This window comes from Bacillus chungangensis, assembly GCF_030812995.1.
Classification (GTDB): Bacteria; Bacillota; Bacilli; order Bacillales; family Bacillaceae_C; genus Bacillus_CF; species Bacillus_CF chungangensis.
Map to the genome: position 1 here is coordinate 53503 of NZ_JAUSTT010000007.1, position 24703 is coordinate 78205.

Here is a 24703-nt window from a genome sequence, read left to right on the forward strand (position 1 = left end):
TTCTTTACAAATACTTTATGAGAGGAGTGGATAACCTTGGGAATTATACTGGATTTGTTAAACCTTACTCTTCATATACCTTTTCTAAAGGTATCTGAAGAAGACATAGGTAGAAATCTAATGCATCTAAAAAAATATCAATGGTTCCAAAACTATCTTCATAATGAAAAGTATAGGGAACTAATCATTCATAATAACGATGTTCGTCAAGCGATCGGGAAATTTAAAAGCAATAAACTTGATAAGGATTCCTATAACATGAAGTGCGAAAAAAGATTACACAAAGTGTTACTTAAAAATTTAAATAATGTTGCCTAATTGAAATAAAGCGACCTCTAATTTGAGGTCTTTTTTTATCCACTTCTAAAACATTTCAACCATTGCATAGTTGGATTTCTAACACGCTGAAATAAGTATTTATTCCACCCATTTATCAAATACTAAGTATTTACCTATATCAAGCCAACGGAACCGATAGAGGAAGTTATCCAAATATTTGGTTGCTACTCATAGAATTCTCTTCATCTACTTCTACTCTAATCTAATCTTATAGTCATCAAGTGCAATCGTCCCGTATATAGTACACGAACTTTAAATTATTCGCAAATTCCTTGTATATTTCGAATATTGCCTTGCCCGTAACTCATTGATAAGCTTTTATTTTCCGCGGTAATAACGTTTAGATCGAGTCGTATAGGTGACCAAACATTATCAATAAAACAGTGTACAGATATGGCAAAACTAAGATGCGTTTTCTCAGACTTTGTTTTCTCATACCAAATTTCACTAATGCACGTTCAATTTTACCTAGCATACTTAGACTTTATATATTTAGCCAATATCTTTATTCCCCAAACGTCTATAAAAAACCCCATCCCTAATATTGCTAATATGATTAAGATACAAACTAAAGTTCCCACTGTTCAATCTCCTTTTCTTACCTTTTATTTACTGAAACCTCTCGTGCAAATATAAAATCTAATTACAAAAGGGTGCTACCTCTGCTATCTATTATTTCAAATCCTTTTATATTTTACAATAATTACTTCTATTTAGGGAATAATGTTTGTATATAATAAGAACAAACATTCGATTATGTGGTAAAGTGAAGAAAAACAAATTAACCCCAGGAAACAATTTAATGTACCTAATCTAGCCGCATTATACTGCCAGAACACAGGGAACAGTTATTAGAGGCAAGACGAGAGCAATGAAAGTGAATTAAATGGATAGGCTTTGTTTTAAAAGGAGGTACAAGGTAATAAAGGATGGTTCAAAAAGCGGATCTTGTACCGAGGGATTATTACATCCATTTCTATACATTTGGATAAATTCGATTAAAGAGAGAATCCCCCTCCCCTAGATTTTCTGTATTAAGTCGACTGAATTATTTTTAGGTGAATTAACAAGGCTAGATACTTCATAAGCTTCCATAGAATTTGCGTCGTATGGCTTTAATAGATTATGAAGCAGATCGGTATCAGTAATCGATTTATCTAGCCAGACTTGTTCATCTTTCTGTTTAAGGATGACGGGCATGCGATCGTGGATGGCTTTTACAAGTTCGTTAGGCTTTGTAGTGATGACAGTACATGAGTTGATTCGATTACCGTCTGGTGAATTCCATGTTTCCCAGATGCCAGCCATTGCAAAGAGGTCGTCGGATTTTAACTTAATTCTCATAGGAGTCTTAGTGTTATCGTCATGACGTTTCCATTCGTAAAAGCTATCAGCAAGGATTAGGCAACGTCTTTTCTTAAAGGCATGACGGTAGCTAGGTTTTTCGGCCAAAGTCTCGGCACGGGCATTGATCATGTTGTAGCCGATTTTCGGGTCGTTTGCCCAAGGAGGTATTAAACCCCAACGGAGGTAGCCTAGGCGATTATTAGTACCATCGTTGATGACGGCAAGCACAGACTGAGAAGGAGCAACGTTGTAATTAGGAGAGTATAAGTCTTCGTCAATGAACTGTTCGATATCAAATCTCATTTGTATTTGATCGATTGGAGCAGTAAGAGTAAAGCGGCCGCACATAGTATCACTCCTGTAAAATAAATTTTTGACTAACTATAACGATGTGTAGTTTTTGACGAAAAAGAAGTAATTTTGTTTAATGTATATTTCCGGACATAATATGCAACCGGATAAGCAGGAAGAATCATAATTAAAAAAGTGTCCTAGGACACTTTTAAAATGACTAGGATATTATTTAGCAGCCCAAGCTTCAATTTCAATTTTAATATCTGGATTTGCTAGTGCTGATACGAATGCTTTAGTTGTTGCAGGTGGATGTCCCTTATGGAATTTAGCCCATATTTCAGAGAAAATATTTTTTTCAATATCTTCCGTTAGCCAAAAATTAATTTTAAAAATATTATTTATATCTACACTTTCGCTTTCGAGAATGCTTTTATATTTTCAAGTGCATTTTCAAATTGGATTTCAATATCTTTTGGCAGTATGCCATTTTTATCATTACCAATTTGTCCTGATAATACAACTAATTCAGCGTCTTTAGGAATGACTGTAACGTGATGATATTGAGCTATTGGGGGTGATAGGTTTTCAGGATTTGCTTTTTTAATTTCTTCTCCTCCTCAGATTGATTTAATTTCATGATATACATTAGTTTTTTAAATATCAATAAAATTCAGTTAATAGACGTTTGAAAAATGAAACTCGATCATAGAACAGTTTAGGAGGAGGAAAAAAATAAGGTTGAAAGATCAGAATGATGAAAGTACAGTAAATAAAGTTTGAAGATATACTTGCAGTTGAAGTAGTGGAGTATTAATCATATATTCATAGATATTTTAAGTTAAAGGAATGCTTTAGTATACTAAAGGTGACCAATTCACCTTTTCCACGAAAAAAGACAAGGGAACAGAAATAGCTGTAATCCTTGTCTTCACTGGATGTGTAAGCAGCGGCCCCGGCAGGAATCGAACCTGCGACGCACGGTTTAGGAAACCGACGCTCTATCCTCTGAGCTACGGAGCCATTGTTCGATAATGGATGCAGGAATGAAAGTAAATTAAAAACAACAATTAGCGTCATTTAATATTATATAATACGATATTGATTTTGAAAAGATGCACCTTTTATTCCCATTTATTAGTTTTATTATTTAGAGCAAAAAGGGATAGAGCTAGCTAATTTGGGTTTACTTTCATCAAGTACAATCTTTGTTATATATGTGTTACACTAATAGTGAGAATGAGAGGATTTAAGCAAAAAGCTGCTTTTTGTTAAAAAGAATCTTCGAAGTGTACTGCATAATACCTCTTTTTTGAGCTGGTTTTTATGCAAACTTCAAGCATTGTTTATCACATCACTTAAAGCTTCTCAATCAGAAGGAGGGTTCAGGATGGCAGATTTGTGGGTTATTACGTTTGGCATAGTGGGTATACTGGGACTGTTTGGTGGGATTTTAATGTATTTCCTAAGTAAAACGCTTGATTCCAGAGATGCTTCTAAGGTTGACGCTTTACCACCGAATAAAGATAATTGATTAAAATGGCACCCAATCGATAGGTGCCATTTTACTGTTTAGCGACCTAAAAGTGTTTTTTTGAACTTTCCTCATGTATTTCTTCTTATGATCTTAGATCTCTCTCCTACACCAAGTTTCATTACTGTTTTTTATCCGTTTATAAAGTCTATATACCGTTGTAGTTTTCATTTTCGATTACGAGGTTCATTTTTCGTCATTTTTATATTTGAATAGTTGATATAGTATACAGAGTGGCTGGGGCTTAAAATGCTTAAAAAAAAAGAGATTAATTGTTAGAAAAGAAAGAAAATGATGGGTAATTGCTGCGATCGAACATACTTATAATACATGATATGGAAGGGGGGATGTAGTTTCATGAAGAAAGAATAGGTGATGGCAGCAAATGGCTTATTTTGGATTGATTACTTCACTTAATAATAAAATATCATTATAAATGTCATTTTTTATTTTTTCACATTCGCAGTTATAATAATCTTGTATAAGACGTCCAAGTTCTTTAGTAAATAATAAAATTTCTTCATCATGGATCATTATTAGCACATCCTTAGGATAATGGTACTATTTATTATATAGTATAAATGGTCTGTTTTAAAGTGTTTTATAATGTCGTGAATGTTTAATTATGGTAATAGATGGTTCTAAATAAGTAAATTTTCTGATTGATCGCGATAAAATAAGGAAATCTTCAGCAGTGATACAGCGAATCTTTTTTCGATCTTTGCATCGTTTATAACAGAAGCTCCCCCTTTTTCAGGTATAAAAGGCCTTGTGATGACAAACAGAATTGTAAAATAAGCTCTCTTTGTAGAAAAGGCAGGCCAGAAACGGGTTTTAGGTATTTTAAAAAGACTGCATACATATATTTCCTCATTATAGTTTTTCAAAAAATATTTCTCTTTTTAGTGAGATATAGTATATTGATGATTGATTGCTGGGAGGGAAAAAGATGAGATTAATTAAATTTCTGTTCATTACATTGTTGATTTTAGGTGGATTAGGATATAGTGTCTATTATTTTGGAACAAAGTATGCTTCAGATAAGGCGATAGATATCATTTCAGAGCAGCTGGAGAATAATGAACAGTTGGAAGAAGAAATAATCCAGCAAATAGAGGATGATCCGATGCTCACAGACTTTATAAAAGAAGCGGAGCATGTTGATGAAAGTAAGCTGCCGTTTACAACAAAGGAAGAAGCAATGCGGGCTTTAATTGGAAAATTTAGTGTTAGTGAATTAATGGATATACAATCTCAAGTGCAAAAGGGGCTTTCGCCTGAGGAACAACAAGCACTTTTAAACGAAATGGAAAGTAAACTGACTGAGGAAGAAATATTAGCGCTAAAAGTCATTGTATATAAAGAGATCAACAAGTAGCTTATAGATTAGGGGCTTCACGAGCGCTTACACTCCTATATAAATGCTTTTATTTAAAAACCAAGCATGCGTCAAGTGCTCGACGCATGCTTTTTTTTCGTGCGATCTTTTTTCCACATCTATTTAGTAAATGGATGTTTAGAACCGACAGTCATTCCCTATTGGAGAAAGCTTCTTTAATCAAAAACTCCCATTCATACATTTCTCTGCCAGGAGAAAAGAATCCCTGCTTTCATTCATCACGCAGTTTTTATCCCACATCTAACTGGCAAGTCAAGCCCCCCACCTTAAGAGTAAGAGGAATCAGAAGCGCTAGGTGAGGGATAGCTAAAAGTCAAATGAGCCGGACAGGATAAGGGAAGAAAAAGCAGTTTCCTTTTTCGAGGACGTTCACGATCTTACCCTTTGTTCTACTTCTTATAAGTGGGGGATAAGAGAAAACCCCTCACTTCACTTTTTAAGTCTTGATTAAGAAAGGCACATCAATATCAATTAATCGTTTTTGTCAACTTCTAAAACATTCCCGCTCTGTGCGTCCACTTTTATCTCAAATTCATTTTGCCGCTCATCTAACAGATCAATTTCATAATAAGTGGGGCCATTTTCCCGCTTCAACATCCATTCAATTGCATTTCCATTTTCTTCTTTTTTTGCAATAGAGATAGCTTTTTTATGGCCGATTGTATTAGTTAAATCAATTTTTTTCCTTTGCCTTTCCGTATTTATTTCATCCTGATCCAATGGTTCTGTGATTTCTTTTAAGATGTCTCCAGTATCTGCATCGATTTTTACTTCTGTTTCTTCTGTATCTGTCATCATTTCAATTTTATATACATATCGATTGTTTTCTTTCTCTACGCCTAGCTCCGTTACATCGCCTTCGCTTTTTTCTTTGGCAATTTCGAGTGCTTCATCAGTAGAGAGCTTAAAATCAATGGTTTCAAGATCTTCTTCCTGTTTCTGATCCTGTTCCGTATTTTGATTTTGATCCGTATTTTGATCCTGTTGTGTGCGATCAGGAGAGGCATCCTCTGGCGTATTGTTGTTGGCGCAAGCTGTAATAAGACCGATTAACAAGAAAGCTCCTAAAATATTGTAGATTTTTTTCTTCAATTTTTATCCCTACTTTACATTTTGTTATAGATGATGTTACATATCCGAACAGAAGCGGACGCACGTTAAATGCTTATATTATCGTTTCGGATATAGCTTTTCTCGTTTTGTTGCTTTTTGAATATGTATGTAATTCTAATATTTACGTCCTTTATCCAATTTATACCGAAAATTTCTCTATTCCCTCAGTAAATTTTTCAATTGCTTATTAACTGTCATTAAAAGCCACTTTTTTATTATATTGTGAAAACTGATGAAAAATCTATTTATTTTTTATCCAACATCTAACTGGCAGTAAGACCCCGCCTTAAGAGTAAGAGGAAACAGAAGCGCTAGGTGGGGGATAACTGAAAGTCAAATGTCCGGTTGGTTCGGGCCTACAGGATAAGGAAAGCTTCTTGAATCAACATCGCACGAAGAAAAAGTGAACTTCTTTTTCGAGGACGTAGGTCACTCTAGCGTTGCGACATCTTTGTATGGGGGATGAGAGAAATTCCCCACTGATGGAAGTTTCACTTTATTCATTTAAACATTTTTAAGCAAAAAGTGTTTAAAAAAGTGGCAATTTTAGACACTAATTGTCATTGTTTAAATAATCAGAAATATTTATGATAAGGATATGCAAGGGTTTACACTGTGAAAAACGTATAAAAGGAGAGGGGAAAAACTTCATGATGAATGGGAAAGAGTATTTAGAAAGCTTGAGGGACGGCAGGGTCGTTTTTTTAAATGGGGAAAAGGTGGAAGATGTAACAACACACCCAGCTTACCGAAATGCAGCAAGATCTTATGCGAGGATGTATGATGCACTTCATGATCCTGATACGAAAGATGTGTTAACGACAAAAACAGAAGATGGCTATAGAACACATAAGTTTTTTAAAGCTCCTAAAAGCAAGCAGGATTTAATTGAATCTAGAGATGCGATAGCAGAGTGGTCGCGGTTAAGCTATGGTTTTATGGGCAGAACGCCAGATTATAAAGCATCTTTTACTGCTCATTTAGAGCCATTTGCCGATTATTATAAAGGCTTCGAAAACAATGCTCGCAATTGGTATAAAAAAGCGGTGAAGGAAGTGCCGTTTTGCAACCATACGATTATTAATCCGATGCTGGATCGCTCGAAGCCACTGCATGAAAATAAAGATGTATTTGTAAGAGCAGTAGAAGAACGAGATGACGGCATCATCGTTAGTGGTGCGAAGATGGTCGGGACAGCAGCGGCTTTAACGCACTACAATTTTGTCTCTAATTATGCTCCAACAGATTTAGGGGATGGAGATCAGAGCCATGCATTAATTTTCTTTGTGCCTATGAACGCACCGGGAGTAAAAATGATTAGTCGGCAATCATATGAATTGCTGGCAGCAAAAAGCGGCACCCCTTTTGATTACCCGCTGTCCAGCCGTTTTGATGAAAATGATGCCGTCATTGTGCTGGATCATGTCTTTATTCCTTGGGAAGATGTGTTAACTTACAAAAATGTAGAAGTGACCAATAGCTTTTTTGTCGAAACAGGTTTCTTTAATCGCTTTACTTTCCATGGCTGTACACGGTTTGCGGTAAAGCTCGATTTTATGGCTGGTCTATTAATGAAAGCGACAGAGACTGCTGGTTCTAGTGTCTTTCGGGGGGTGCAGGCACATGTTGGCGAAATTTTAGCGTGGCGCAATACATTTTGGGCAATGTCAGACGCAATGGCTATGAATCCACAGGAGGGGCCAAATGGTGTTGTTATTCCTAACGGTCACTACGGAGCAGCATATCGAGTCTTGGCTCCGATGGTTTGGCCAAAAATGGTGGAGGTTTTTGAAAAAATCGTTGCTGGCGGCTTAATCCAGTTGCCTTCAAGTTCTCAAGATTTTTTAAATGCAGAGCTGCGTCCTTATTTAGATAAATATTATCGCGGTTCCAATGGGGTGGACGCAGAAGAGAGAACGAAATTAATGAAAATGATTTGGGATGCGATTGGTTCAGAATTTGGCGGCCGACATGAATTATATGAAATTAATTATGGAGGGAATCATGAAAATATACGCCTCGAAGTATTGAAATATGCGGATGCACTTGGGAATGCTGGCCAATACAAAGCATTTGCCGAACAAGCGATGGCTGACTATAACTTAAAAGGCTGGACGAATAAAACGTGGATGCAAACAGAAAAAGAGCCGCAGTTGCAAAATTGAAACATTCTTTGACAAAAGAAAGACATGAAAAAAGTCGTTAGACCCTAAGGAGATTCTTGAGAATTACAGAGTTCATGATGACTTAAAGCTAGAAAAAGGAGGGAAATGAATGGATGGCAGGACGTTTAGACAGGCAATGGGAAAATTTGCAACAGGCATTACCGTTCTTACAACAGAGATGGCTGGTGAGATACATGGAATGACTGCGAATGCTTTTATGTCTGTGTCACTTGATCCAAAGCTCATTCTTATTTCAATAGATAAAAAAGCAAATATGCTGTCAAAGATTCGAGCATCAAATATGTTTGCCGTAAATGTATTAGCAGAAGAGCAGCAACAATACTCAATGATATTTGCTGGGCAGTTAAAGGAGCATGAGAAGGTAAGTTTTGCGAGACTGAATGGGCTGCCGGTTCTTCAAGATGCATTATTAACGCTTGCTTGCCAAGTGTATGCGGAATATGAAGCAGGAGATCATATTTTGTTTGTTGGCAAAGTAGATGAATTACAAATGAGAGAAGGCGATCCACTGCTATTTTATTGTGGAAAGTACCGGAGCATCAAAGATTGGGAGGAGCAGCTATTAGTCTAAGTTTCTCGATTAATGTAAAAGTTCATACTTAGTGCAGAAAGCAAAGTGATGAAATCTGTAATTTCAGAAGTGATCATTTAAATGTAATCTATGAAACTATTCTAGAAGAACATACGATATTACAAGAAATGGAAAAAGGGGAGGGGTGGTATTTCATGAAAATGATTGAAAAAAAAGCGATCTCCAATGCTCTGGCACTTGAAATGATCGAAGCAGCAAGTAAAAAGGCGCAGGAGTTAAAGATTACCGTCAATATAGCCATTGTGGATGAAGGCGGGCATTTGACAGCTTTTTCACGAATGGATCATGCTGCCATCTTAAGTATAAAGATTGCTCAGAATAAAGCTTACACTGCTGTTGCATTTGGGATACCAACTCATGAGTGGTATGGATTGATTAAAGAAAATGATGCATTAAAAACAGGGATCGTGCATACAGATCGACTCGTTATTTTTGGCGGCGGATACCCAATCTATTGGAACGATTTTTTGGCTGGGGGTATAGGCGTCAGCGGCGGTTCAGAGGAAGAAGATCAGCTTTGCTGTCAAGCAGCACTGCAAGTTTTACAATCTTATCAAATGAAGGGATGAAAAAGGCATGAGCGGAATTATGCGAATTGGGAGACTAGAGCTGCGGGTACTTGATTTAGAAGAATCTATCCATTATTACACAAATGTCATTGGTTTAGAGGAAACTGGCCGCGACAAAGATCGCATTTATTTAAAAGCTTGGGATGAATATGATCATCATAGCATTATTCTTCAAAAATCTGATAGAGCTGGCATGGATCACATGGGTTTTAAAGTGGCGGACGTTTATGCATTAGAAAAACTAGAAAAGAAAATCGAAGCATTTGGCTGTACGCTTACACGTATTACAGACCGAACCCGTTTAGCAGAAGGGCAAGCTGTTCGCTTCGAGATTCCAACAGGCCATAGTATGGAGCTTTATACAGAAATAGAACAGGTCGGCACTTCAACTGGTACGTTTAATCCCCATCCATGGCCGGATGGTTTGCGGGGAATAGCGCCTCACCGCCTCGATCATACGTTATTAACAGGCGATGATTTGGAAACGGTTACAAGATTCTTCAAAGAAGTACTCGGCTTTCACCAAACCGAAAAAATTGTCACTGTTGATGGCGAAACGATGGTTGGCAGCTTTTTATCGGCCACTAACAAGGCGCACGATTTGGCTTTTGTAAAAGGTCCTGATAACAAATTTCATCATGCGGGCTTCTTTGTCGACAATTGGTATGAAGTGTTAAAAGCCGCTGACATTTTATCAAAAAACAAAGTACAAGTAGAAGTAACCCCTACTCGCCATGGGATTACAAGAGGACAAACCGTCTATTTCTTTGATCCGTCAGGGAACCGCAATGAAGCTTTTGCCAGCGGCTATTTATCCTATGCGGATTTCCCAACGATTACGTGGACAGAAGACAAAATTGGGACAGGAATTTTCTATCATCGCCGCGAAATGATCGAATCATTTTCCAAAGCGTTAACGTAAGGTGGTGAATAAGTGAATGGACTATCAAAGAATAGCAACGGCATTATTAGAGGCGGAGAAAAGCGGTGTTCCAATTGAACCGCTTACGAAGCAAAATCCTAATCTAACAGCAGAGGATGCTTATCAAATTCAACTCGCTCAGGTAGCTCTAAAGGTGATGAAAGGTGCCAAGGTTGTTGGGAAGAAAATTGGCTTGACAAGTGCTGTTATGCAGGAAATGTTTCAAGTGAATGAACCAGATTATGGTCATTTGCTAGACGATATGATGTATGTAGATGGAGACACGCTTCCTTTAGATTCATTTATCGAACCAAAGCTGGAATCAGAAATTGCTTTCGTTTTAAAGCAAGACTTGCGAGGTCCTGGGATTACAGCCGTAGATGTTGCTGCTGCAACAGACTACGTTGTACCAGCTTTTGAATTAATTGATAGCCGGATTGTTGACTGGAACATTAAGTTTGCAGATACCGTAGCAGATAATGGTTCCTCTGCAAGGGCAATCCTTGGCGGGCAGCCAACTCCATTAGCAGCGGTAGATCTTGCTCATATTGGGATGAATGTATGGAAGAATGGGAGACAAATTGATACGGCAGCGGGAGCAGCTGTAATGGGAAATCCACTACAAGCAGTCGTATGGTTGGCAAATGCGCTTGGAAACTTTGGAATTTCGTTAAATGCAGGAGAAATTGTACTGTCTGGTGCTTTGGCAAAAGCAGTGCCAGTTCAAGAAGGGGATGTATTTAGTGCTTCATTCGCTCATATTGGTTCTGTCAGTGTATCGTTCACAAAGGAGGAGATGAGCTAGATGAAGAAAGTCAAAGCGGCCATTATAGGATCTGGAAATATTGGAACTGATTTAATGTATAAGCTGGAACGAAGCAAATATCTTGAAATGTCGGCTATGATTGGGATTGATCCTGATTCAGAAGGATTAAAGAGAGCCTTTGAACGAGAATACGAAACCATTGATTGCGGAATAGAAGGCTTTTTAAAAAAGCCGTATCTTGCTGACATTGTATTCGATGCTACGACGGCAAAAGCGCATGCAGAGCACAATCACCTCTTACAAAAAATTGGAAAAAAAGTGATTGATTTAACGCCAGCCGCAATCGGGCCATTTGCAGTTCCTGCTGCCAACCTGCAAGCACATTTAGATGAAAAAAATGTCAACATGATTACTTGCGGCGGACAAGCAACGATTCCAATTGTCCACGCGATTAGTAAAGTGGCCGCGGTTGAATATGCAGAAATTGTTGCTACTGTCGCCAGTAAAAGTGCAGGGCCGGGAACGAGGGCGAATATTGATGAGTTTACAAGAACGACAGCTCGGGGAATTGAAGTAATTGGCGGTGCCAAAAAAGGAAAAGCGATTATTATTTTGAATCCTGCTGAACCACCTATCATGATGAGAAATACGATTCATGCCCTTGTTGCTAAAGAAGGAAAAGAGGCGGAAATAATAGCATCGATTCAAGAGACAGTGAAAGCCGTTCAGGCATATGTGCCAGGCTATCGATTGCGAGGAGTGCCGCTTTTTGATGGCAAACGATTATCTGTTTTTATTGAAGTAGAAGGAGCGGGCGATTTTTTCCCTGCTTATTCAGGGAACCTTGATATTATGACGGCTGCTGCAGTGAAGGTCGGTGAGGAATTCGCTAAGAAGCAATTCGCCATTTTACAAAATCAATAAAGGAGGGACGCGAGATGACAGCAAAAAAAGCTGCTTTAACAATAGTTGATGTGACGCTCAGGGATGGCAGCCATGCGATGAAGCATGCTTTTACAGAGGAACAAATCCGCGATACAGCAAGGGGATTGGATGAGGCGGGAGTGCCATACTTTGAAGTGTCGCATGGCGATGGTCTCGGTGGTTCTTCCTTGCAATACGGGTTTTCGGCTATAGATGAATTGAAGTTAATCGCAGCTGCGAAAGAGGTTTGCCAGCAAGCGAAAATATCCGTCTTGCTGCTGCCAGGCATTGGGGTAAAAGAAGATTTAGAAGCAGCAGTAACGGCAGGTGCCGAAATGGTGAGAGTGGCAACTCATGTAACAGAGGCAGATGTCTCCAAACAGCATATTGAGCTGGGCAGGAAGCTTGGCTTGAAAACAGTCGGGTTTTTGATGATGGCACATATGGCGCCAACAGCAAAGCTCGTTGAGCAGGCAAAGTTGTTTGAGGAGTATGGCGCTGAAATTGTGTATGCAGTTGATTCTGCTGGAGCGTTGCTGCCGTATGAAGTGACGGAGAAAATTGGCGCTTTGCGTCAGTCATTGTCCATTGAAATTGGTTTCCATGGCCATAACAATTTGTCATTAGCCCTTGCGAATACGCTAGCGGCAATTGATGCAGGAGCTTCGTACATTGACGGCAGTCTTCGTTGTTTAGGAGCAGGAAGCGGGAATACACAGACAGAAGTAATGGCAGCAGTGTTAGATCGTTTAGGTTATGAGACGGGTGTTGATTTATACAAAATCATGGATGTTGCCAATAACGTGGTAGCCCCTTATATGCCGCGGCCGCAGGAAATCACTGGCGGTAGTTTAATTTTAGGCTATTCTGGCGTGTACTCCAGTTTTCTTTTACATGCGGGTGCAGCAGCAAAACGTTTTCAAGTGGACGAAAGAGATATTTTAATTGAGCTCGGTAGGCGGAAAGCGGTTGGAGGACAGGAAGACTTAATTATGGAAGTTGCAGCAGAAATTGCTCGCAGCTAGTAGAAAGATGGAGGGAAAGCATTGAAAAAGACAGCACTGATAGAAAAAGTAGCAACAGCACTTTTTGAGGCGGAAAGCACAGGAACGGAAGTAGATAAATTTACTGCCGCATATTCCGAGCTGGATGCAGAGCTTGGCTATCAAATATCTGAACGCCTCATAGAAATAAAATGTGAAACAGGGCAAACAAGAATTGTCGGTCGTAAATTAGGGTTAACAAGCGAAGCAAAAATGAAGCAAATGAATGTAGATGAGCCATGTTATGGAACGTTGCTCGCTAATATGGCTTGTACTGAAAATGAACCAATTTCATTAGCTAACCTCATTCATCCAAAAATTGAGCCAGAAATTGCATTTATTTTTAATCGCTCCTTGGAGGGGTCGCATATTACGGTTCCGCAAGTATTAGAGGCTGCTAGCTATATTGCGCCTGCTTTGGAAATAATCGATAGCAGATATCGACATTTTTCATTTACATTGCCGGATGTGATTGCTGACAATGCTTCTTCCTCGCGTTATATCATCGGAGATCAATTTTTTAAGCCAACTGAATTTAATTTGGCGCTGATGGGGATGGTGTTCAAAAAGAACGGAAAGATCGTATCAACTGGTACAGGGGCAGCCGTAATGGGGCATCCTGCCCGTGCAATTGCGTGGCTAGCAAATAAACTTAGTCAATCCGGAAAAACGATCCAAGCAGGTGATGTTGTGCTTAGTGGTGCTTTGGCAGGTGCAATAGACATTCAGCCGAACGATCACGTTTCTGTTAGCTTTGACGGAATTGGCAGTGTTTCTGCATCATTTTGTTGATAAAAGCAGATACAACAGCAAAGGAGTTTTGATATGCCGATCATTCAAATTCATATGATGGAAGGCCGCCCAGCCGACAAAAAAGAGCGATTGATTCAGGAAGTGTCGCAGACAGTTTCTGAAGTGCTCGAAGCGCCATTGGAAACAGTTCGTGTGCTTATTAATGAAATGCCGACTGAACATTGGGGAATTGCTGGACAGTCGGTTAGAAAACGTCGAGAAAAGAAAGAGGAGGCGATTCCAAGTGAAGCAAACTTTAACAAAGGTACGTGAAATTAAATTATTCATCAACGGAGAATATGTAGAATCAAGTGAAAATAAAACGTTCACTGTTAAAAATCCTGCAACACAGGAAGTGATTGCAACGGTACACGAAGCAACAAAGGCAGATGTCGATCGTGCTTGCCGTGCTGCCCGCGCAGCGTTTGAAAGCGGACCTTGGCGAATGATGCCGGTAAGTGAACGAAGTGCAAAGATTCGTAGAATGGCAGAGATAATGATGGAACGTCGCGAAGAGATTGCAAGAATGGAAGCATTAGATGTAGGGAAGCCCTACCCAATCGCCTATGAGCGAGAAATTCCTCGGGCGGCGTATAATTTAACCTTTTTTGCTGATTTTATGGAGCAGCAGGGAGGGGAAACGTTCCCAATGGATGAAGAATACCTTAATTATACTAGATATGAACCAGTTGGAGTCGCTGCTTTAATTACTCCTTGGAATTTGCCGCTTATGCTGACTACTTGGAAGCTTGGCCCTTGTTTGGCAGCTGGCAACACAGCAGTTATTAAACCCGCAGAACATACACCGATGACTGTGTCTTTACTTGGCGAAATTGCGAAGGAAGCTGGGATTCCAGACGGTGTTGTGAATGTCATTCAAGGCTTTGGAGCAAACTCCGCTGGTGCATATATGACGACGCATCCAGATGTAGACATGGTCTCCTTTACAGGCGAGACAACGACTGGAAAAACGATTATGAAAAGTGCAGCAGATTCATTAAAACGAGTATCGTTTGAGCTTGGCGGGAAGGCAGCCAACATTGTTTTTGAAGATGCGAACCTTGAAAAAGCAGTTCCAACGTCAATTACTGCCGCCTTTATGAACTCTGGCCAAGTTTGTTTAGCTGGATCACGCATTTTAGTTCAAAGGAGTATTTTAGATGCTTTCGTTGAAAAGTTTAAAGAAGCTGCTAATGCGTTAAAGGTTGGTGATCCCCAAGATAGCAAAACGAATATGGGACCGCTTGTAAGCGATGAACATTATCAAAAAGTGAGCAGTTATCTTGAGATTGCAAAAGAAGAAGGAGCAACGCTTGTTGCCGGCGGGAAAAGGCCTGAGCTGCCAGGTTATTTGAAAGATGGCTATTATTTAGAGCCTACGATCTATGTACAAGAAAATCCACAAGCAAGAATTTGTCAAGAGGAAATTTTCGGGCCTGTTGTAACGATCATTCCTTTTGATACTGAAGAAGAAGCTTTAGAGATTGCCAATGATACGGAATATGGTTTAAATGCTGTAGTTTGGACAGATAATTTACAGCGGGCACACCGAATTTCTCATCACGTAAGGGCAGGTACAATCTGGGTCAACTGCTGGTTTGTTCGTGACCTGCGTGCACCATTTGGCGGGATGAAAAAGAGCGGAATTGGCAGAGAAGGAGGAAAATTCAGCTTAGAGTTTTTCACAGAGTCTAAAAATATTTGTATTGCATTGAAATAATGAAACAGAGAGAGACTGTATAGCAATGAGTATAAAACTGGGAGGAAATGCATTTCCGACTTGCTCATCTTGATACAGTCTTCTTTCATCTATTTCTTTTAGAGGAGGAATGGAAGGATGTATCAAATTTCCTTTAGAAATGAGTCATTTACATGCAAAGAGGATGAGAGTATATTAGGAGCAGCGCGAAAAAAAGCAGTACAAATTCCTTATGGCTGTGCAAATGGCGGCTGTGGAATGTGTAAAATGCGAGTAGTACAGGGGGAATATAAAATTGGCAGATGTTCCAAAGGTGCGCTCGCTGATGAAGAAAGAGTAAATAAGTATGTACTTACTTGCAAAACGTATCCATTAAGCGATCTACAATTAAAATTGATAGAAAATTGAGAATATAAAGGTGTGAATGATGAATGGAAATTGATAATCAACTTGCCAGCAATTTTACTTTTACAAAGGACAAAGAGCTTATATTTATGGACGATGATCGACATATCTTTATTTCCATTTCAGCATTTGGAGAACTTAGAAAAGATTTAATTGATAATATTGGAATGAAAAGAATGAAAGGTTTTTTGTTTCGCTATGGCTGGGAGTTGGGACGCACTGATGGGAAAAAGGTAAAAAAGAAAAATATCCACTGCATTGAGGAAATGATTGAGTATGGACCAATGCTCCATTCGATGAAGGGGCATGTGATGGCAAGAAGTACGAAAATCCAAATAGATGAGTCGCAAAAATGTCCTTTCATTAGCATGGAAGGAACGTGGAAATCATCATATGAAGCAGCCGAACATATTCGCTTGTTTGGTCAATCTCATCAGCCTGTTTGCTACACACTAGTTGGCTATGCGAGTGGTTATATTTCCGAGTTATTTAAAAAAGTGGTGATCTTTAAAGAAATTGCTTGTGAAGGAAAGGGCGATGCGGAATGCCGCTGGATTGGGAAGCCGATTGATGGCTGGGGCCCAGAAATCGAAAGTGAATTGATGCACTTTAAAGAAACACCTATCGTTCAGGAGTTGGAAGAAACATACGAAAAACTATTATCTGAACGAAATAACTTAGCACAAACAGCGAAAATTCATAAGAAACTTACGGAAGAAATTATTCAAGGCAATGACCTCCAATCTATTGCGAATGTCGTTTATGAGACAATGGAAATTCCAATTTTAATTGAAGATGCTCAGTTCCGTCCACTAGCTTCCTCTGGTCTTGTTGATCATCATTATCATATTGCAAGCCAATCGTTGCAGTCTTATTTAGATAAAAAGAATTTTTCCTTATTTCTTGAAAATGATCAAACATTTCGTCCCTTTACAAAAACGAGAATGATAGAGACAACTGAACTTAAGCGCCTTATTACTCCTGTTTTTCTACAGGGGAAGATTTATGGGTACTGCTCGTTTCTCTTTTTTGCATCAAACAAAATGTGTACAGATATTGCTTATATGATCATTGAGCGTGTATCTTCGATTTGTTCTATCTATTTGCTTAATGAAAAATCAAAATTTGAAGCAGCAGAACGTGTAAAAGGCCATTTTTTAGAAGAACTGATTGGAGGCCATTACCGCTCTAAAAAAGAAGTCTTAAAAAGGGGAAATTATTTACATCTTGATTTAGCAAAGCCTTATTACATTGTCGTTATCCGTTATCATATTGCACAGTATCATCTCCAAAACGATATCGCCTTTCATGAAGAACTGCTCGAGGAAATCAGCCACTTTTTTAAAAAAGAAAAACTTAATTTGCTGCTTGGACAACGATCAAATAGTCTCTTTTTTCTAATACAAACGGAATTATTAAAGGAACAGGCAATTGAGCCTTTTTGTGAAGAGATCCTAGCGTACTTAATCGCTTTATTTCCACAAACTTCCTTTCAGATTGGCATCAGCATGAAAGGAGAGAAAATTGAATATGCACCTCGGCATTATAAGGAAGCGCTTACAGCGGTGAGAATGACGATGCCAACGAAGGCAATTGCTACCTTTGAATCTTTAGGAATTGTCGGTTCTTTAATTAATGACAATAATAAGGAAGCGGTATTGCAGATGGCTCAATATACGTTAGGATCCCTTTATCAGCCGATAGACGAAAGAAAGCATGACCTTTTAAAAACGTTATATTTCTTCTTGGCTAATGGTGGGAATTTGGAGCTGACAGCTGCAGACTTATCTTTATCGATTAGTGGTTTGCGTTACAGAATTCGCAAAATGGAAAAAACGATAGGACAAGAACTAAGAAATCCTGTTGTCAATTACCAGCTGTTCTTATCACTCCAGGCATTGATGTTAACAGGCGAATTAAATTTGGAACAGCCGTCTATTTAGAATGCATGAATCGTAATCGTCGTTTCAGAAGCCATTTAAAGCAGTATATATGATCATTTTCCCTTAAAAAAGTTTACTTTAAATGATAAAGTGAAACTTCCATGAGTAGGGGTTTTCTCTCATCCCCCACTGATAAGAAATTAGAACGAAGGCTAGGATCGCAACGTCCTCGAAAAGGAAACCGCTTTTCTTCGTGCGATGTATCGCTGCCGAAGCTTTCCTTGTCCTGTTGCAACGCCTTTGTGACCGACATCCTCGAAAAAGAAGAGCACTTTTTCTTCGTGCGATGCCGATTCAAGAAGCTTTCCTTATCCTGCCGGCCCGAACCAATCGGACATTTGACTTTCAGTTATCCCCACCCAGCGCTTCTGATTCCTGTTACTCTTGAGATGGGTTTTACTGCCAGTTAGATGTGGGATAAACAAGTCTTAAAAATTAGGAGAGCACATAGTAGTCCAATGTGTTCTCCTTTTCTTTTTTAAAAAGTTTCGTGAATAACTTCTTGCCAATTAGTTGAACCTTCCTTATTACTTGGGAAATAAATTGGATTGAAACAGCGAGGTAGCATGATGTAAATAGAAATGGACAAACTAGTAGGTATCAAATAATCGTTATGATAAGGTACATAAATTAGAGATTTTTTTCCTAACGCAACAATATGATATTTCGCCTACTTATATAAAACGATGCAAAAAGGTTGCTCTAGACCCACCCATATTATCGTTGATATCATAATCAAATACTTCATTAGGAGGTTAGAGGATGGAAGATCAAAAGTATTATGATCTTAAATTAGGTGAACGTGGAGCAATTATTAGTATTATTGCTTATATATGTCTTTCTATCATAAAAATAATGATCGGATATACGAGCAACTCTGCTGCGTTGAAAGCAGATGGCCTAAACAATACAACTGATATTATTGCATCTCTTGCTGTACTTATCGGCCTAAAGCTTTCACAAAAACCACCTGATAAAGATCATCGATATGGTCATTGGAAAAGTGAAACAATTGCTTCAATGGTTGCATCTTTTATTATGTTAGCAGTTGGTATACAAGTACTGATAGCTGCTATCACCTCTATATTTCAAGGGGGTAAAGAGTCACCTGACATTATGGCTGCTTATGTAGGTATTTTTTCAGCAATCGCAATGTATGGTGTTTATATATACAACAAAAAATTAGCGATTAAAATTAACAGTAAAGCAGTGATGGCTGCCGCAAAAGATAATATTTCAGATGCTTGGGTCAGTATAGGAACAGCTGTAGGGATATTTGGTTCTCAATTGAATATGCCTTGGCTTGATACGTTAACTGCGATTATCGTGGGGCTGCTAATATGTAAAACAGCTTGGGATATATTTAAACAAGCTTCACACGAACTTTCAGATGGGTTTGACGAAACTAAAATTCAATTTTATCAGGATGTCATTACAAAAGTGGATGGCGTTAAAGGAATAAAAGAAATGAAAGGGAGAAGCTACGGGAATAATGAAGTGATTGATATTGTAATACTTGTTAATTCCACGTTAAATATTAAAGAAGCCCATGACATCGCTACCCATGTTGAAAAAGTCATGATAAACGATTATGGGGTATATCGTGTTCATGTTCATGTAGAGCCAAATTAATTTTTAAAAAGGGGATGTAAAGTACTTGTTGTAGTATGCTATGTTTCAATAATAGTTATTTATCCCCACATCTCATTGGCGTTCATAAAAAAAAATCAAAGTTGCTAGGTGGTTAGCTTGACTCTTCTTACTTAAAAAGAAAATATTTACTTAACATCATGAGAAAAATTCCTTTCAAAAGAACAATTCTGAATGATTCTTAAGCTTTAAACAATCATTTCTTCCATTTGTTACATCTACAAGTCTCATTTAACGAAAGGTAGATTACCTTTTATCATTAGCCTTCAGCAAAAAAAGTCGTTTTTTCGTATCATATATATAAGACAACGATTATAAAATCTTTAGTCAAACAGCCTCAATTATTGAGTCTATTAATAGTAAAGAAATTATTTTTTAGAAAAAAATTTCACTTTATTTCAACTTAATGAAACTTTTTTCTGTTTTTACCCGTATAAAGTAGTATCAAATAATGGTAAAGGATAGATGGATATGACATTATTCGGCACTTCTATTGAAACGATTTATTTAGTGGCATTGATTGTGTCAGGAGCCATTACATTACTTTACATCTTGTTTTCTGACTTTCTTGAGGGAATTGCAGAAGCAGTTGGTTTCAATCCAACATTATTGTTAGCTTTTATTACTTTTTTTTCAGCAAGCGGCTATATATTGGAACGGACTACAACCTTTCATAGCTATATCATTATTGCGGTATCGATTTTGATTGCACTTATCCTTGATACACTGTTAAATGTTTTTGTTTTAATTCCGTTATCTTCAGCAGAGCAATCTCTTGTTTATACAGAAGATTCTTTAAAAGGCCGAGTTGGCAAGGTTATTATCCCAATACCAGAACAAGGATATGGGGAAGTAGTTATCGAAAGCAACAGCGGGATGATTTCTAAGCCTGCTGCAAGCTATAAAGGGACAATGGTAGAGGAAGGAACAACGGTTTTGGTGATTGAAGTGGAAAATGGCGTCCTATCAGTTGTCTCTTACAACAACAATAGATTACATGAAGAGGAGGAAGAATAATGGCAATGGAAATTTGGGTTGTGATTGGAATAGTATTCTGTTTTTTAATTGCGCTTCTTGCTGTATTTGTTACTAAATATCGAACAGCTGGTCCAGATGAAGCCTTAATTGTAACTGGAAGCTATCTTGGCGGTAAAAATGTTCATGTCGATGAAGCAGGCAATAAGATTAAAATTATTCGAGGAGGAGGAACGTTTGTACTTCCAGTTTTCCAACAAGCAGAGCCATTAAGCTTGTTATCTAGCAAACTAGAAGTAACAACACCTGAAGTTTACACAGAGCAAGGTGTTCCGGTGATGGCTGATGGAACAGCGATTATTAAAATTGGCGGTTCTATTGGAGAAATTGCCACAGCTGCTGAGCAATTTTTAGGAAAAACAAAAGAAGATCGAGAAATTGAAGCGAAAGAAGTTTTGGAAGGTCATTTACGCTCTATACTCGGTTCTATGACGGTGGAGGAAATCTACAAAAACCGCGATAAATTTTCCCAAGAAGTGCAGCGAGTTGCTTCTCAAGATTTAGCAAAAATGGGACTTGTCATCGTATCGTTTACGATTAAAGAAGTACGGGATAAAAATGGCTATTTAGATTCATTAGGGAAGCCGCGGATTGCCCAAGTAAAACGAGATGCTGATATTGCGACTTCTTTAGCCGAGAAAGAAACAAGAATTAAACGTGCTGAAGCAGATAAAGATGCAAAACGGGCAGAACTGGAAAGAGCAACAGAAATCGCCGAGGCCGAAAAAACAAATCAATTAAAAATGGCAGAATATCGCAGAGAGCAAGACATTGCTCGTGCCAACGCTGACCAAGCTTATGATTTAGAAACTGCTCGTGCCAAGCAAGAAGTAACAGAACACGAAATGCAAATTAAAATCATTGAACGTCAAAAACTCATTGAGTTAGAGGAAAAAGAAATTTTACGTCGTGAGAAACAATACGATTCAGAAGTGAAGAAAAAAGCAGATGCGGATCGCTATGCAGTCGAGCAGGCTGCAAATGCAGAAAAAATGAAGCAAATTGCTGAAGCAGACGCTAACCAATACCGAATTGAAGCAATGGCTAAAGCTGAAGCGGAAAAAATTCGGATTGATGGATTGGCAAAAGCGGATGCCGAGCGGGCACAAGGGGAATCAGCAGCAGAAGTTATTCGCTTGAAGGGGCTTGCTGAAGCCGAAGCAAAACAAAAAATTGCCGAAGCATTCGAAAAATTTGGCCAAGCTGCTGTCTTGGATATGGTCTTGAAGATGCTTCCTGAATATGCGAAACAGGTTGCTGCTCCATTAGGCAATATTGATAAAATTACGGTTGTGGATACTGGTAGCAATAGTGAAAATGGCGGCGGTGCAAACAAAGTTACAAGCTACGCAACAAATTTAATGTCGACACTTCAGTCGTCATTAAAGGCTTCTTCTGGTATTGATGTAAAAGAATTGCTGGAAAATCTATCAGGCAAAAACAATATTCGCACAAGCATTGATGAATTAACGAAGGAAGTAAAAGAAAGTAAGCAGCATCCAGAAGCAATAACAATAAAAAGTACGGAAATAGATGAACAAGAAAGTTAATGATAGCAGCAATGAGGTGAAGCCCGATGCTTCGCCTGATTGCTTTATTTTTTGTTCATAAGACCAAAATAGAATAAGGGCTTTTCAAAGCCCCTTCTCAACTCATTATTTTGTTTAATTGATGAATAAATTGAAGGGATCGCCCTGTTCCGATTGCGACTGATTCTAACGGATTTGGTGCAAGATGTACAGGAACGATAATTTCGTCGCTTAACCATTCTTGTAGTCCATTTAATAGTGCACCACCGCCACTAAGAATCACTCCGCGATCGACGATATCTCCACTTAATTCAGCAGGGCAATTTTCTAATGTTGCTCGTATCACTTCTAATATTTGCAGAAGAGATTCTTTTAGGGCTTGTTGAATCTCCTTTGAAGTAATGGAAATAGTCTTTGGAAGTCCTGTTACTAAATCACGGCCGCGAATATCCATTGCTAATATGTCATGATCTACAAGGGCATAGCCAATTTCCATTTTGATCATTTCCGCAGTGCGTTCTCCAATAAGCAAATTATAGTTTTTGCGTATATGTTGTATGATATTATCATCTAATTGGTCGCCGCCGATCCGGATTGCATTGTTCGTTACAACACCACCATAAGATATAATGGCTACTTCTGTCGTTCCGCCGCCAATATCTACTATGACATTAGCAATCGGTTCTCCAACAGGAAGATCGGCTCCAATAGCAGCTGCTACTGGTTCTTCAATTAAATATACATTCTTCGCACCAGTTTGCTTGACAGCATCATGAATAGCACGTTTTTCTACTGAGGTGGCCCCAGAGGGAGCACATACGATCACATCTGGTTTTCTCCAAGACAAACCTAATTGTTTACTGGCTTTTTTCATAATTACTTTTAACATTTCTGTTGTGACATCGAAATCGGCAATAACACCATCTTTTAAAGGCCGTACAGCAATGACTTTACTTGGTGTTTTACCTATCATTCTTTTTGCTTCCATGCCAACTGCAAGGATGGCCTTCGTTTCTGTATTCATTGCTACGACAGAAGGCTCATTCATCATGATGCCTTTGTTTTTACTATAAACTAGAATGTTGGCGGTTCCAAGGTCAATGCCTATGATTGTATTTGATAACATGTATAAATTCCACCCTTACCTTTAAAATCTGCACTTGCTAGTTCATTATAAAAGAATGATCATTATTTTTGGGGTGGGATATTATGACAGTCGCATAATATTACAAATGCGTCTTTTGGTGATATGCGCTTAACAGTAGAACGGCAAGCATTTGAGCATCCTTAGTCACTTTGAAGAAATAGTGACTGTTAATAAAGTTTAATATCTATGTAACATATAGAAGTTTTTCAAAAAATCATGAAAATGCTGCTATATAATCACTTCATACTACATGTATACTAGTACAGGTAGAAGCAAGCATACTTCTACCTGTTAACTTTATTTTTTAAGAGATGCAGGACAAGGAGAGCTTTGTCACCGATACATCGCACGAAGAAAAAGCGATTTTTTTCGAGGCTGCCTGCGTATTTAGCTTGAGATTTTCTTATAATAAAAATCAACTTCTAGAAATTTACATTTTCATATAAATACACTGAAATAGGTTAAAACAGATAACACAACAGAGACAATCATTAAGGCGATTAATGGTCGCAGCGCTTTTTCTCTTAACGTTTTCAAATGAATATTTAAGCCTAGTCCTGTCATCGCCATTGTTAAGATAAATGTAGTGCCCTTAGAAATGGAATCTAGTGTTCCTACTGTTGCAAGTTGTTTTTCTGATATAATTGTGCCGACAATACTCATTATAATGAAGCCAAGCAAAAACCATGGAAAAGGAATGGAGGCCGCCTCCTTCTGATCTTTACTATTACGTTTCTTCCAGTACATAAGAATAAAGCAGACAGGGATGAGCAAGAGAACTCGTCCAAGCTTTGCTAAAAGGGATAATGCAAGTGCTTCTTGGCCAGCAGGAGCAGCTGCTAAGGCAACATGGGCAATTTCGTGCAGACTAATCCCCGACCAAAGGGCATACGCTTTTTCAGACAGAGGCAAAATGGGAAATAAAACGGTATATAAAACTGCAAATATCGTACCAACTAGTGCGATCATTCCAACTCCTGCTGCAGTATCTTCCTCCTTTGCTTGTAAAATCGGGGCTGCCGCTGCAATCGCTGCTGCACCACAAATTCCCGTTCCAATGCCAAGCAAGAGGGCGATCTGTAAATCTGCTTTTAGCCATTTTGCAATAAGGAGCATAAAAGCAATCGAGAAGATAATAACGATGCCCCCGCGCACCAATACACTAACACCTTCTTGAAGGATCAAAGAAATATTTAATTTTAAACCATAAAGAACGATAGCTAAGCGAAGCAATGTTTTGGAAGAAAAGGCAATACCAGCTTCAATACGATGCGGAAAGCCAAAAAATTGTCTGTACAATACAGCAATGAAAATAGCACTTGCCAATGGTCCGATTTTTTCGAAAATAGGCAGTAAAGCGAGCAGCGTGCCAGCAAGTGCTATAAGGACTGTAAAGCCTATTCCACCAAGTAAACGAACAACCTTTGATGGTTGTTTTTGTATTTCTAATTGTTCGGGTTGCATCATCTACACTCCAA

General features: G+C 38.4%; 24 protein-coding genes and 1 tRNA gene. 18 read left to right on the plus strand and 7 right to left on the minus strand.

From position 1 onward, the window contains the following. Positions 1-36: 36 nt before the first annotated feature. Positions 37-318, plus strand: coding sequence for a hypothetical protein (locus tag J2S08_RS07140; RefSeq protein WP_307228059.1), 282 nt, complete (start codon positions 37-39; stop codon positions 316-318). Positions 319-1359: 1041 nt separating this feature from the next. On the opposite strand, the gene J2S08_RS07145 is transcribed toward J2S08_RS07140, so the two are convergent. The 3 genes from J2S08_RS07145 to J2S08_RS07155 form a co-directional block, all read right to left on the minus strand. Then, entirely contained in the window at positions 1360-2034 is a 675-nt protein-coding gene (locus J2S08_RS07145; RefSeq protein WP_307228061.1) for an SOS response-associated peptidase, read from the minus strand. Between the two features lie 171 nt (positions 2035-2205). Then, complete coding sequence (locus tag J2S08_RS07150) at positions 2206-2406, minus strand: RidA family protein (protein WP_307228270.1); 201 nt, start codon at positions 2404-2406, stop codon at positions 2206-2208. Between the two features lie 521 nt (positions 2407-2927). Beyond that, positions 2928-3000: transfer RNA gene (locus J2S08_RS07155), tRNA-Arg, on the minus strand. A 367-nt stretch (positions 3001-3367) separates the two neighbouring features. Between J2S08_RS07155 and J2S08_RS07160 the strand changes: the two genes are divergently transcribed. Beyond that, entirely contained in the window at positions 3368-3511 is a 144-nt protein-coding gene (locus tag J2S08_RS07160) for a hypothetical protein (protein ID WP_307228063.1), read from the plus strand. 390 nt (positions 3512-3901) lie between these two features. Here J2S08_RS07160 and J2S08_RS07165 read toward each other — a convergent pair whose 3' ends face one another. Further along, positions 3902-4045: a hypothetical protein gene (locus J2S08_RS07165; protein WP_307228065.1), complete on the minus strand. Its 144-nt coding sequence runs from the start codon at positions 4043-4045 to the stop codon at positions 3902-3904. Between the two features lie 415 nt (positions 4046-4460). Between J2S08_RS07165 and J2S08_RS07170 the strand changes: the two genes are divergently transcribed. Continuing rightward, positions 4461-4889 (plus strand): hypothetical protein, encoded by a 429-nt coding sequence (locus tag J2S08_RS07170; protein WP_307228067.1) that lies wholly within the window; start codon positions 4461-4463, stop codon positions 4887-4889. Positions 4890-5381: 492 nt separating this feature from the next. On the opposite strand, the gene J2S08_RS07175 is transcribed toward J2S08_RS07170, so the two are convergent. Next, entirely contained in the window at positions 5382-6002 is a 621-nt protein-coding gene (locus J2S08_RS07175) for a PepSY domain-containing protein (protein WP_307228069.1), read from the minus strand. A 671-nt stretch (positions 6003-6673) separates the two neighbouring features. Between J2S08_RS07175 and J2S08_RS07180 the strand changes: the two genes are divergently transcribed. The 15 genes from J2S08_RS07180 (at position 6674) to J2S08_RS07250 (ending at position 22099) form a co-directional block, all read left to right on the plus strand. Then, positions 6674-8188: a 4-hydroxyphenylacetate 3-hydroxylase family protein gene (locus tag J2S08_RS07180; protein ID WP_307228072.1), complete on the plus strand. Its 1515-nt coding sequence runs from the start codon at positions 6674-6676 to the stop codon at positions 8186-8188. Between the two features lie 109 nt (positions 8189-8297). After that, positions 8298-8780, plus strand: a complete 483-nt coding sequence (locus tag J2S08_RS07185) for a flavin reductase family protein (RefSeq protein WP_307228074.1) — start codon at positions 8298-8300, stop codon at positions 8778-8780. A 155-nt stretch (positions 8781-8935) separates the two neighbouring features. Then, positions 8936-9370, plus strand: a complete 435-nt coding sequence (locus tag J2S08_RS07190; protein ID WP_307228076.1) for a GlcG/HbpS family heme-binding protein — start codon at positions 8936-8938, stop codon at positions 9368-9370. Positions 9371-9377: 7 nt separating this feature from the next. Further along, positions 9378-10292 carry a catechol 2,3-dioxygenase gene (locus J2S08_RS07195; protein WP_307228078.1) on the plus strand — a complete coding sequence of 305 codons (915 nt, stop codon included), beginning with the start codon at positions 9378-9380 and terminating at the stop codon, positions 10290-10292. Positions 10293-10308: 16 nt separating this feature from the next. Next, positions 10309-11097, plus strand: a complete 789-nt coding sequence (locus J2S08_RS07200; protein ID WP_307228080.1) for a 2-keto-4-pentenoate hydratase — start codon at positions 10309-10311, stop codon at positions 11095-11097. Further along, positions 11098-11982 carry an acetaldehyde dehydrogenase (acetylating) gene (locus J2S08_RS07205; RefSeq protein WP_307228082.1) on the plus strand — a complete coding sequence of 295 codons (885 nt, stop codon included), beginning with the start codon at positions 11098-11100 and terminating at the stop codon, positions 11980-11982. It abuts the gene before it with no gap. A gap of 14 nt (positions 11983-11996) precedes the next feature. After that, a complete protein-coding gene (dmpG, locus tag J2S08_RS07210; protein ID WP_307228084.1) occupies positions 11997-13007 on the plus strand; it encodes a 4-hydroxy-2-oxovalerate aldolase in 1011 nt (336 codons plus the stop codon). Between the two features lie 21 nt (positions 13008-13028). Then, positions 13029-13817, plus strand: a complete 789-nt coding sequence (locus J2S08_RS07215) for a 2-keto-4-pentenoate hydratase (protein WP_307228086.1) — start codon at positions 13029-13031, stop codon at positions 13815-13817. 9 nt (positions 13818-13826) lie between these two features. Then, complete coding sequence (locus tag J2S08_RS07220; RefSeq protein ID WP_307228272.1) at positions 13827-14090, plus strand: 4-oxalocrotonate tautomerase; 264 nt, start codon at positions 13827-13829, stop codon at positions 14088-14090. Then, entirely contained in the window at positions 14062-15537 is a 1476-nt protein-coding gene (locus J2S08_RS07225) for an aldehyde dehydrogenase (protein WP_307228087.1), read from the plus strand. Before J2S08_RS07220 ends, J2S08_RS07225 begins: the two co-directional genes overlap by 29 nt. 117 nt (positions 15538-15654) lie before the next feature. Then, complete coding sequence (locus tag J2S08_RS07230) at positions 15655-15924, plus strand: 2Fe-2S iron-sulfur cluster-binding protein (protein ID WP_307228089.1); 270 nt, start codon at positions 15655-15657, stop codon at positions 15922-15924. 23 nt (positions 15925-15947) lie between these two features. Continuing rightward, positions 15948-17864, plus strand: coding sequence for a XylR N-terminal domain-containing protein (locus J2S08_RS07235; RefSeq protein WP_307228090.1), 1917 nt, complete (start codon positions 15948-15950; stop codon positions 17862-17864). A 762-nt stretch (positions 17865-18626) separates the two neighbouring features. After that, the gene (locus J2S08_RS07240) at positions 18627-19496 is read left to right on the plus strand and encodes a cation diffusion facilitator family transporter (protein WP_307228092.1); all 870 of its coding nucleotides are present in this window, start codon (positions 18627-18629) and stop codon (positions 19494-19496) included. A gap of 489 nt (positions 19497-19985) precedes the next feature. Further along, positions 19986-20531, plus strand: coding sequence for a hypothetical protein (locus J2S08_RS07245; RefSeq protein ID WP_307228094.1), 546 nt, complete (start codon positions 19986-19988; stop codon positions 20529-20531). Then, positions 20531-22099 carry a flotillin family protein gene (locus tag J2S08_RS07250; protein WP_307228097.1) on the plus strand — a complete coding sequence of 523 codons (1569 nt, stop codon included), beginning with the start codon at positions 20531-20533 and terminating at the stop codon, positions 22097-22099. The genes J2S08_RS07245 and J2S08_RS07250 overlap by 1 nt, the downstream gene beginning before the upstream one ends. A 97-nt stretch (positions 22100-22196) precedes the next feature. On the opposite strand, the gene mreBH is transcribed toward J2S08_RS07250, so the two are convergent. Both mreBH and J2S08_RS07260 read right to left on the minus strand, forming a co-directional pair. Further along, positions 22197-23204, minus strand: coding sequence for a rod-share determining protein MreBH (mreBH, locus tag J2S08_RS07255; RefSeq protein ID WP_307228099.1), 1008 nt, complete (start codon positions 23202-23204; stop codon positions 22197-22199). Between the two features lie 459 nt (positions 23205-23663). After that, positions 23664-24689 (minus strand): YeiH family protein, encoded by a 1026-nt coding sequence (locus tag J2S08_RS07260; RefSeq protein ID WP_307228101.1) that lies wholly within the window; start codon positions 24687-24689, stop codon positions 23664-23666. Positions 24690-24703 lie beyond the last annotated feature (14 nt).

Excerpts from the sequence above, each read along its gene's own strand:
- J2S08_RS07235 (WP_307228090.1), top strand. The coding sequence starts at position 15,948 with ATGGAAATTGATAATCAACTTGCCAGCAATTTTACTTTTACAAAGGAC.
- J2S08_RS07205 (WP_307228082.1), top strand. The coding sequence starts at position 11,098 with ATGAAGAAAGTCAAAGCGGCCATTATAGGATCTGGAAATATTGGAACT.
- J2S08_RS07230 (WP_307228089.1), top strand. The coding sequence starts at position 15,655 with ATGTATCAAATTTCCTTTAGAAATGAGTCATTTACATGCAAAGAGGAT.
- J2S08_RS07170 (WP_307228067.1), top strand. The coding sequence starts at position 4,461 with ATGAGATTAATTAAATTTCTGTTCATTACATTGTTGATTTTAGGTGGA.
- J2S08_RS07185 (WP_307228074.1), top strand. The coding sequence starts at position 8,298 with ATGGATGGCAGGACGTTTAGACAGGCAATGGGAAAATTTGCAACAGGC.
- J2S08_RS07240 (WP_307228092.1), top strand. The coding sequence starts at position 18,627 with ATGGAAGATCAAAAGTATTATGATCTTAAATTAGGTGAACGTGGAGCA.
- J2S08_RS07190 (WP_307228076.1), top strand. The coding sequence starts at position 8,936 with ATGAAAATGATTGAAAAAAAAGCGATCTCCAATGCTCTGGCACTTGAA.
- J2S08_RS07165 (WP_307228065.1), bottom strand. The coding sequence starts at position 4,045 with ATGATCCATGATGAAGAAATTTTATTATTTACTAAAGAACTTGGACGT.
- J2S08_RS07195 (WP_307228078.1), top strand. The coding sequence starts at position 9,378 with ATGAGCGGAATTATGCGAATTGGGAGACTAGAGCTGCGGGTACTTGAT.
- dmpG (WP_307228084.1), top strand. The coding sequence starts at position 11,997 with ATGACAGCAAAAAAAGCTGCTTTAACAATAGTTGATGTGACGCTCAGG.
- J2S08_RS07260 (WP_307228101.1), bottom strand. The coding sequence starts at position 24,689 with ATGCAACCCGAACAATTAGAAATACAAAAACAACCATCAAAGGTTGTT.
- J2S08_RS07180 (WP_307228072.1), top strand. The coding sequence starts at position 6,674 with ATGATGAATGGGAAAGAGTATTTAGAAAGCTTGAGGGACGGCAGGGTC.
- J2S08_RS07160 (WP_307228063.1), top strand. The coding sequence starts at position 3,368 with ATGGCAGATTTGTGGGTTATTACGTTTGGCATAGTGGGTATACTGGGA.
- J2S08_RS07250 (WP_307228097.1), top strand. The coding sequence starts at position 20,531 with ATGGCAATGGAAATTTGGGTTGTGATTGGAATAGTATTCTGTTTTTTA.
- J2S08_RS07245 (WP_307228094.1), top strand. The coding sequence starts at position 19,986 with ATGACATTATTCGGCACTTCTATTGAAACGATTTATTTAGTGGCATTG.
- J2S08_RS07200 (WP_307228080.1), top strand. The coding sequence starts at position 10,309 with ATGGACTATCAAAGAATAGCAACGGCATTATTAGAGGCGGAGAAAAGC.
- J2S08_RS07145 (WP_307228061.1), bottom strand. The coding sequence starts at position 2,034 with ATGTGCGGCCGCTTTACTCTTACTGCTCCAATCGATCAAATACAAATG.
- mreBH (WP_307228099.1), bottom strand. The coding sequence starts at position 23,204 with ATGTTATCAAATACAATCATAGGCATTGACCTTGGAACCGCCAACATT.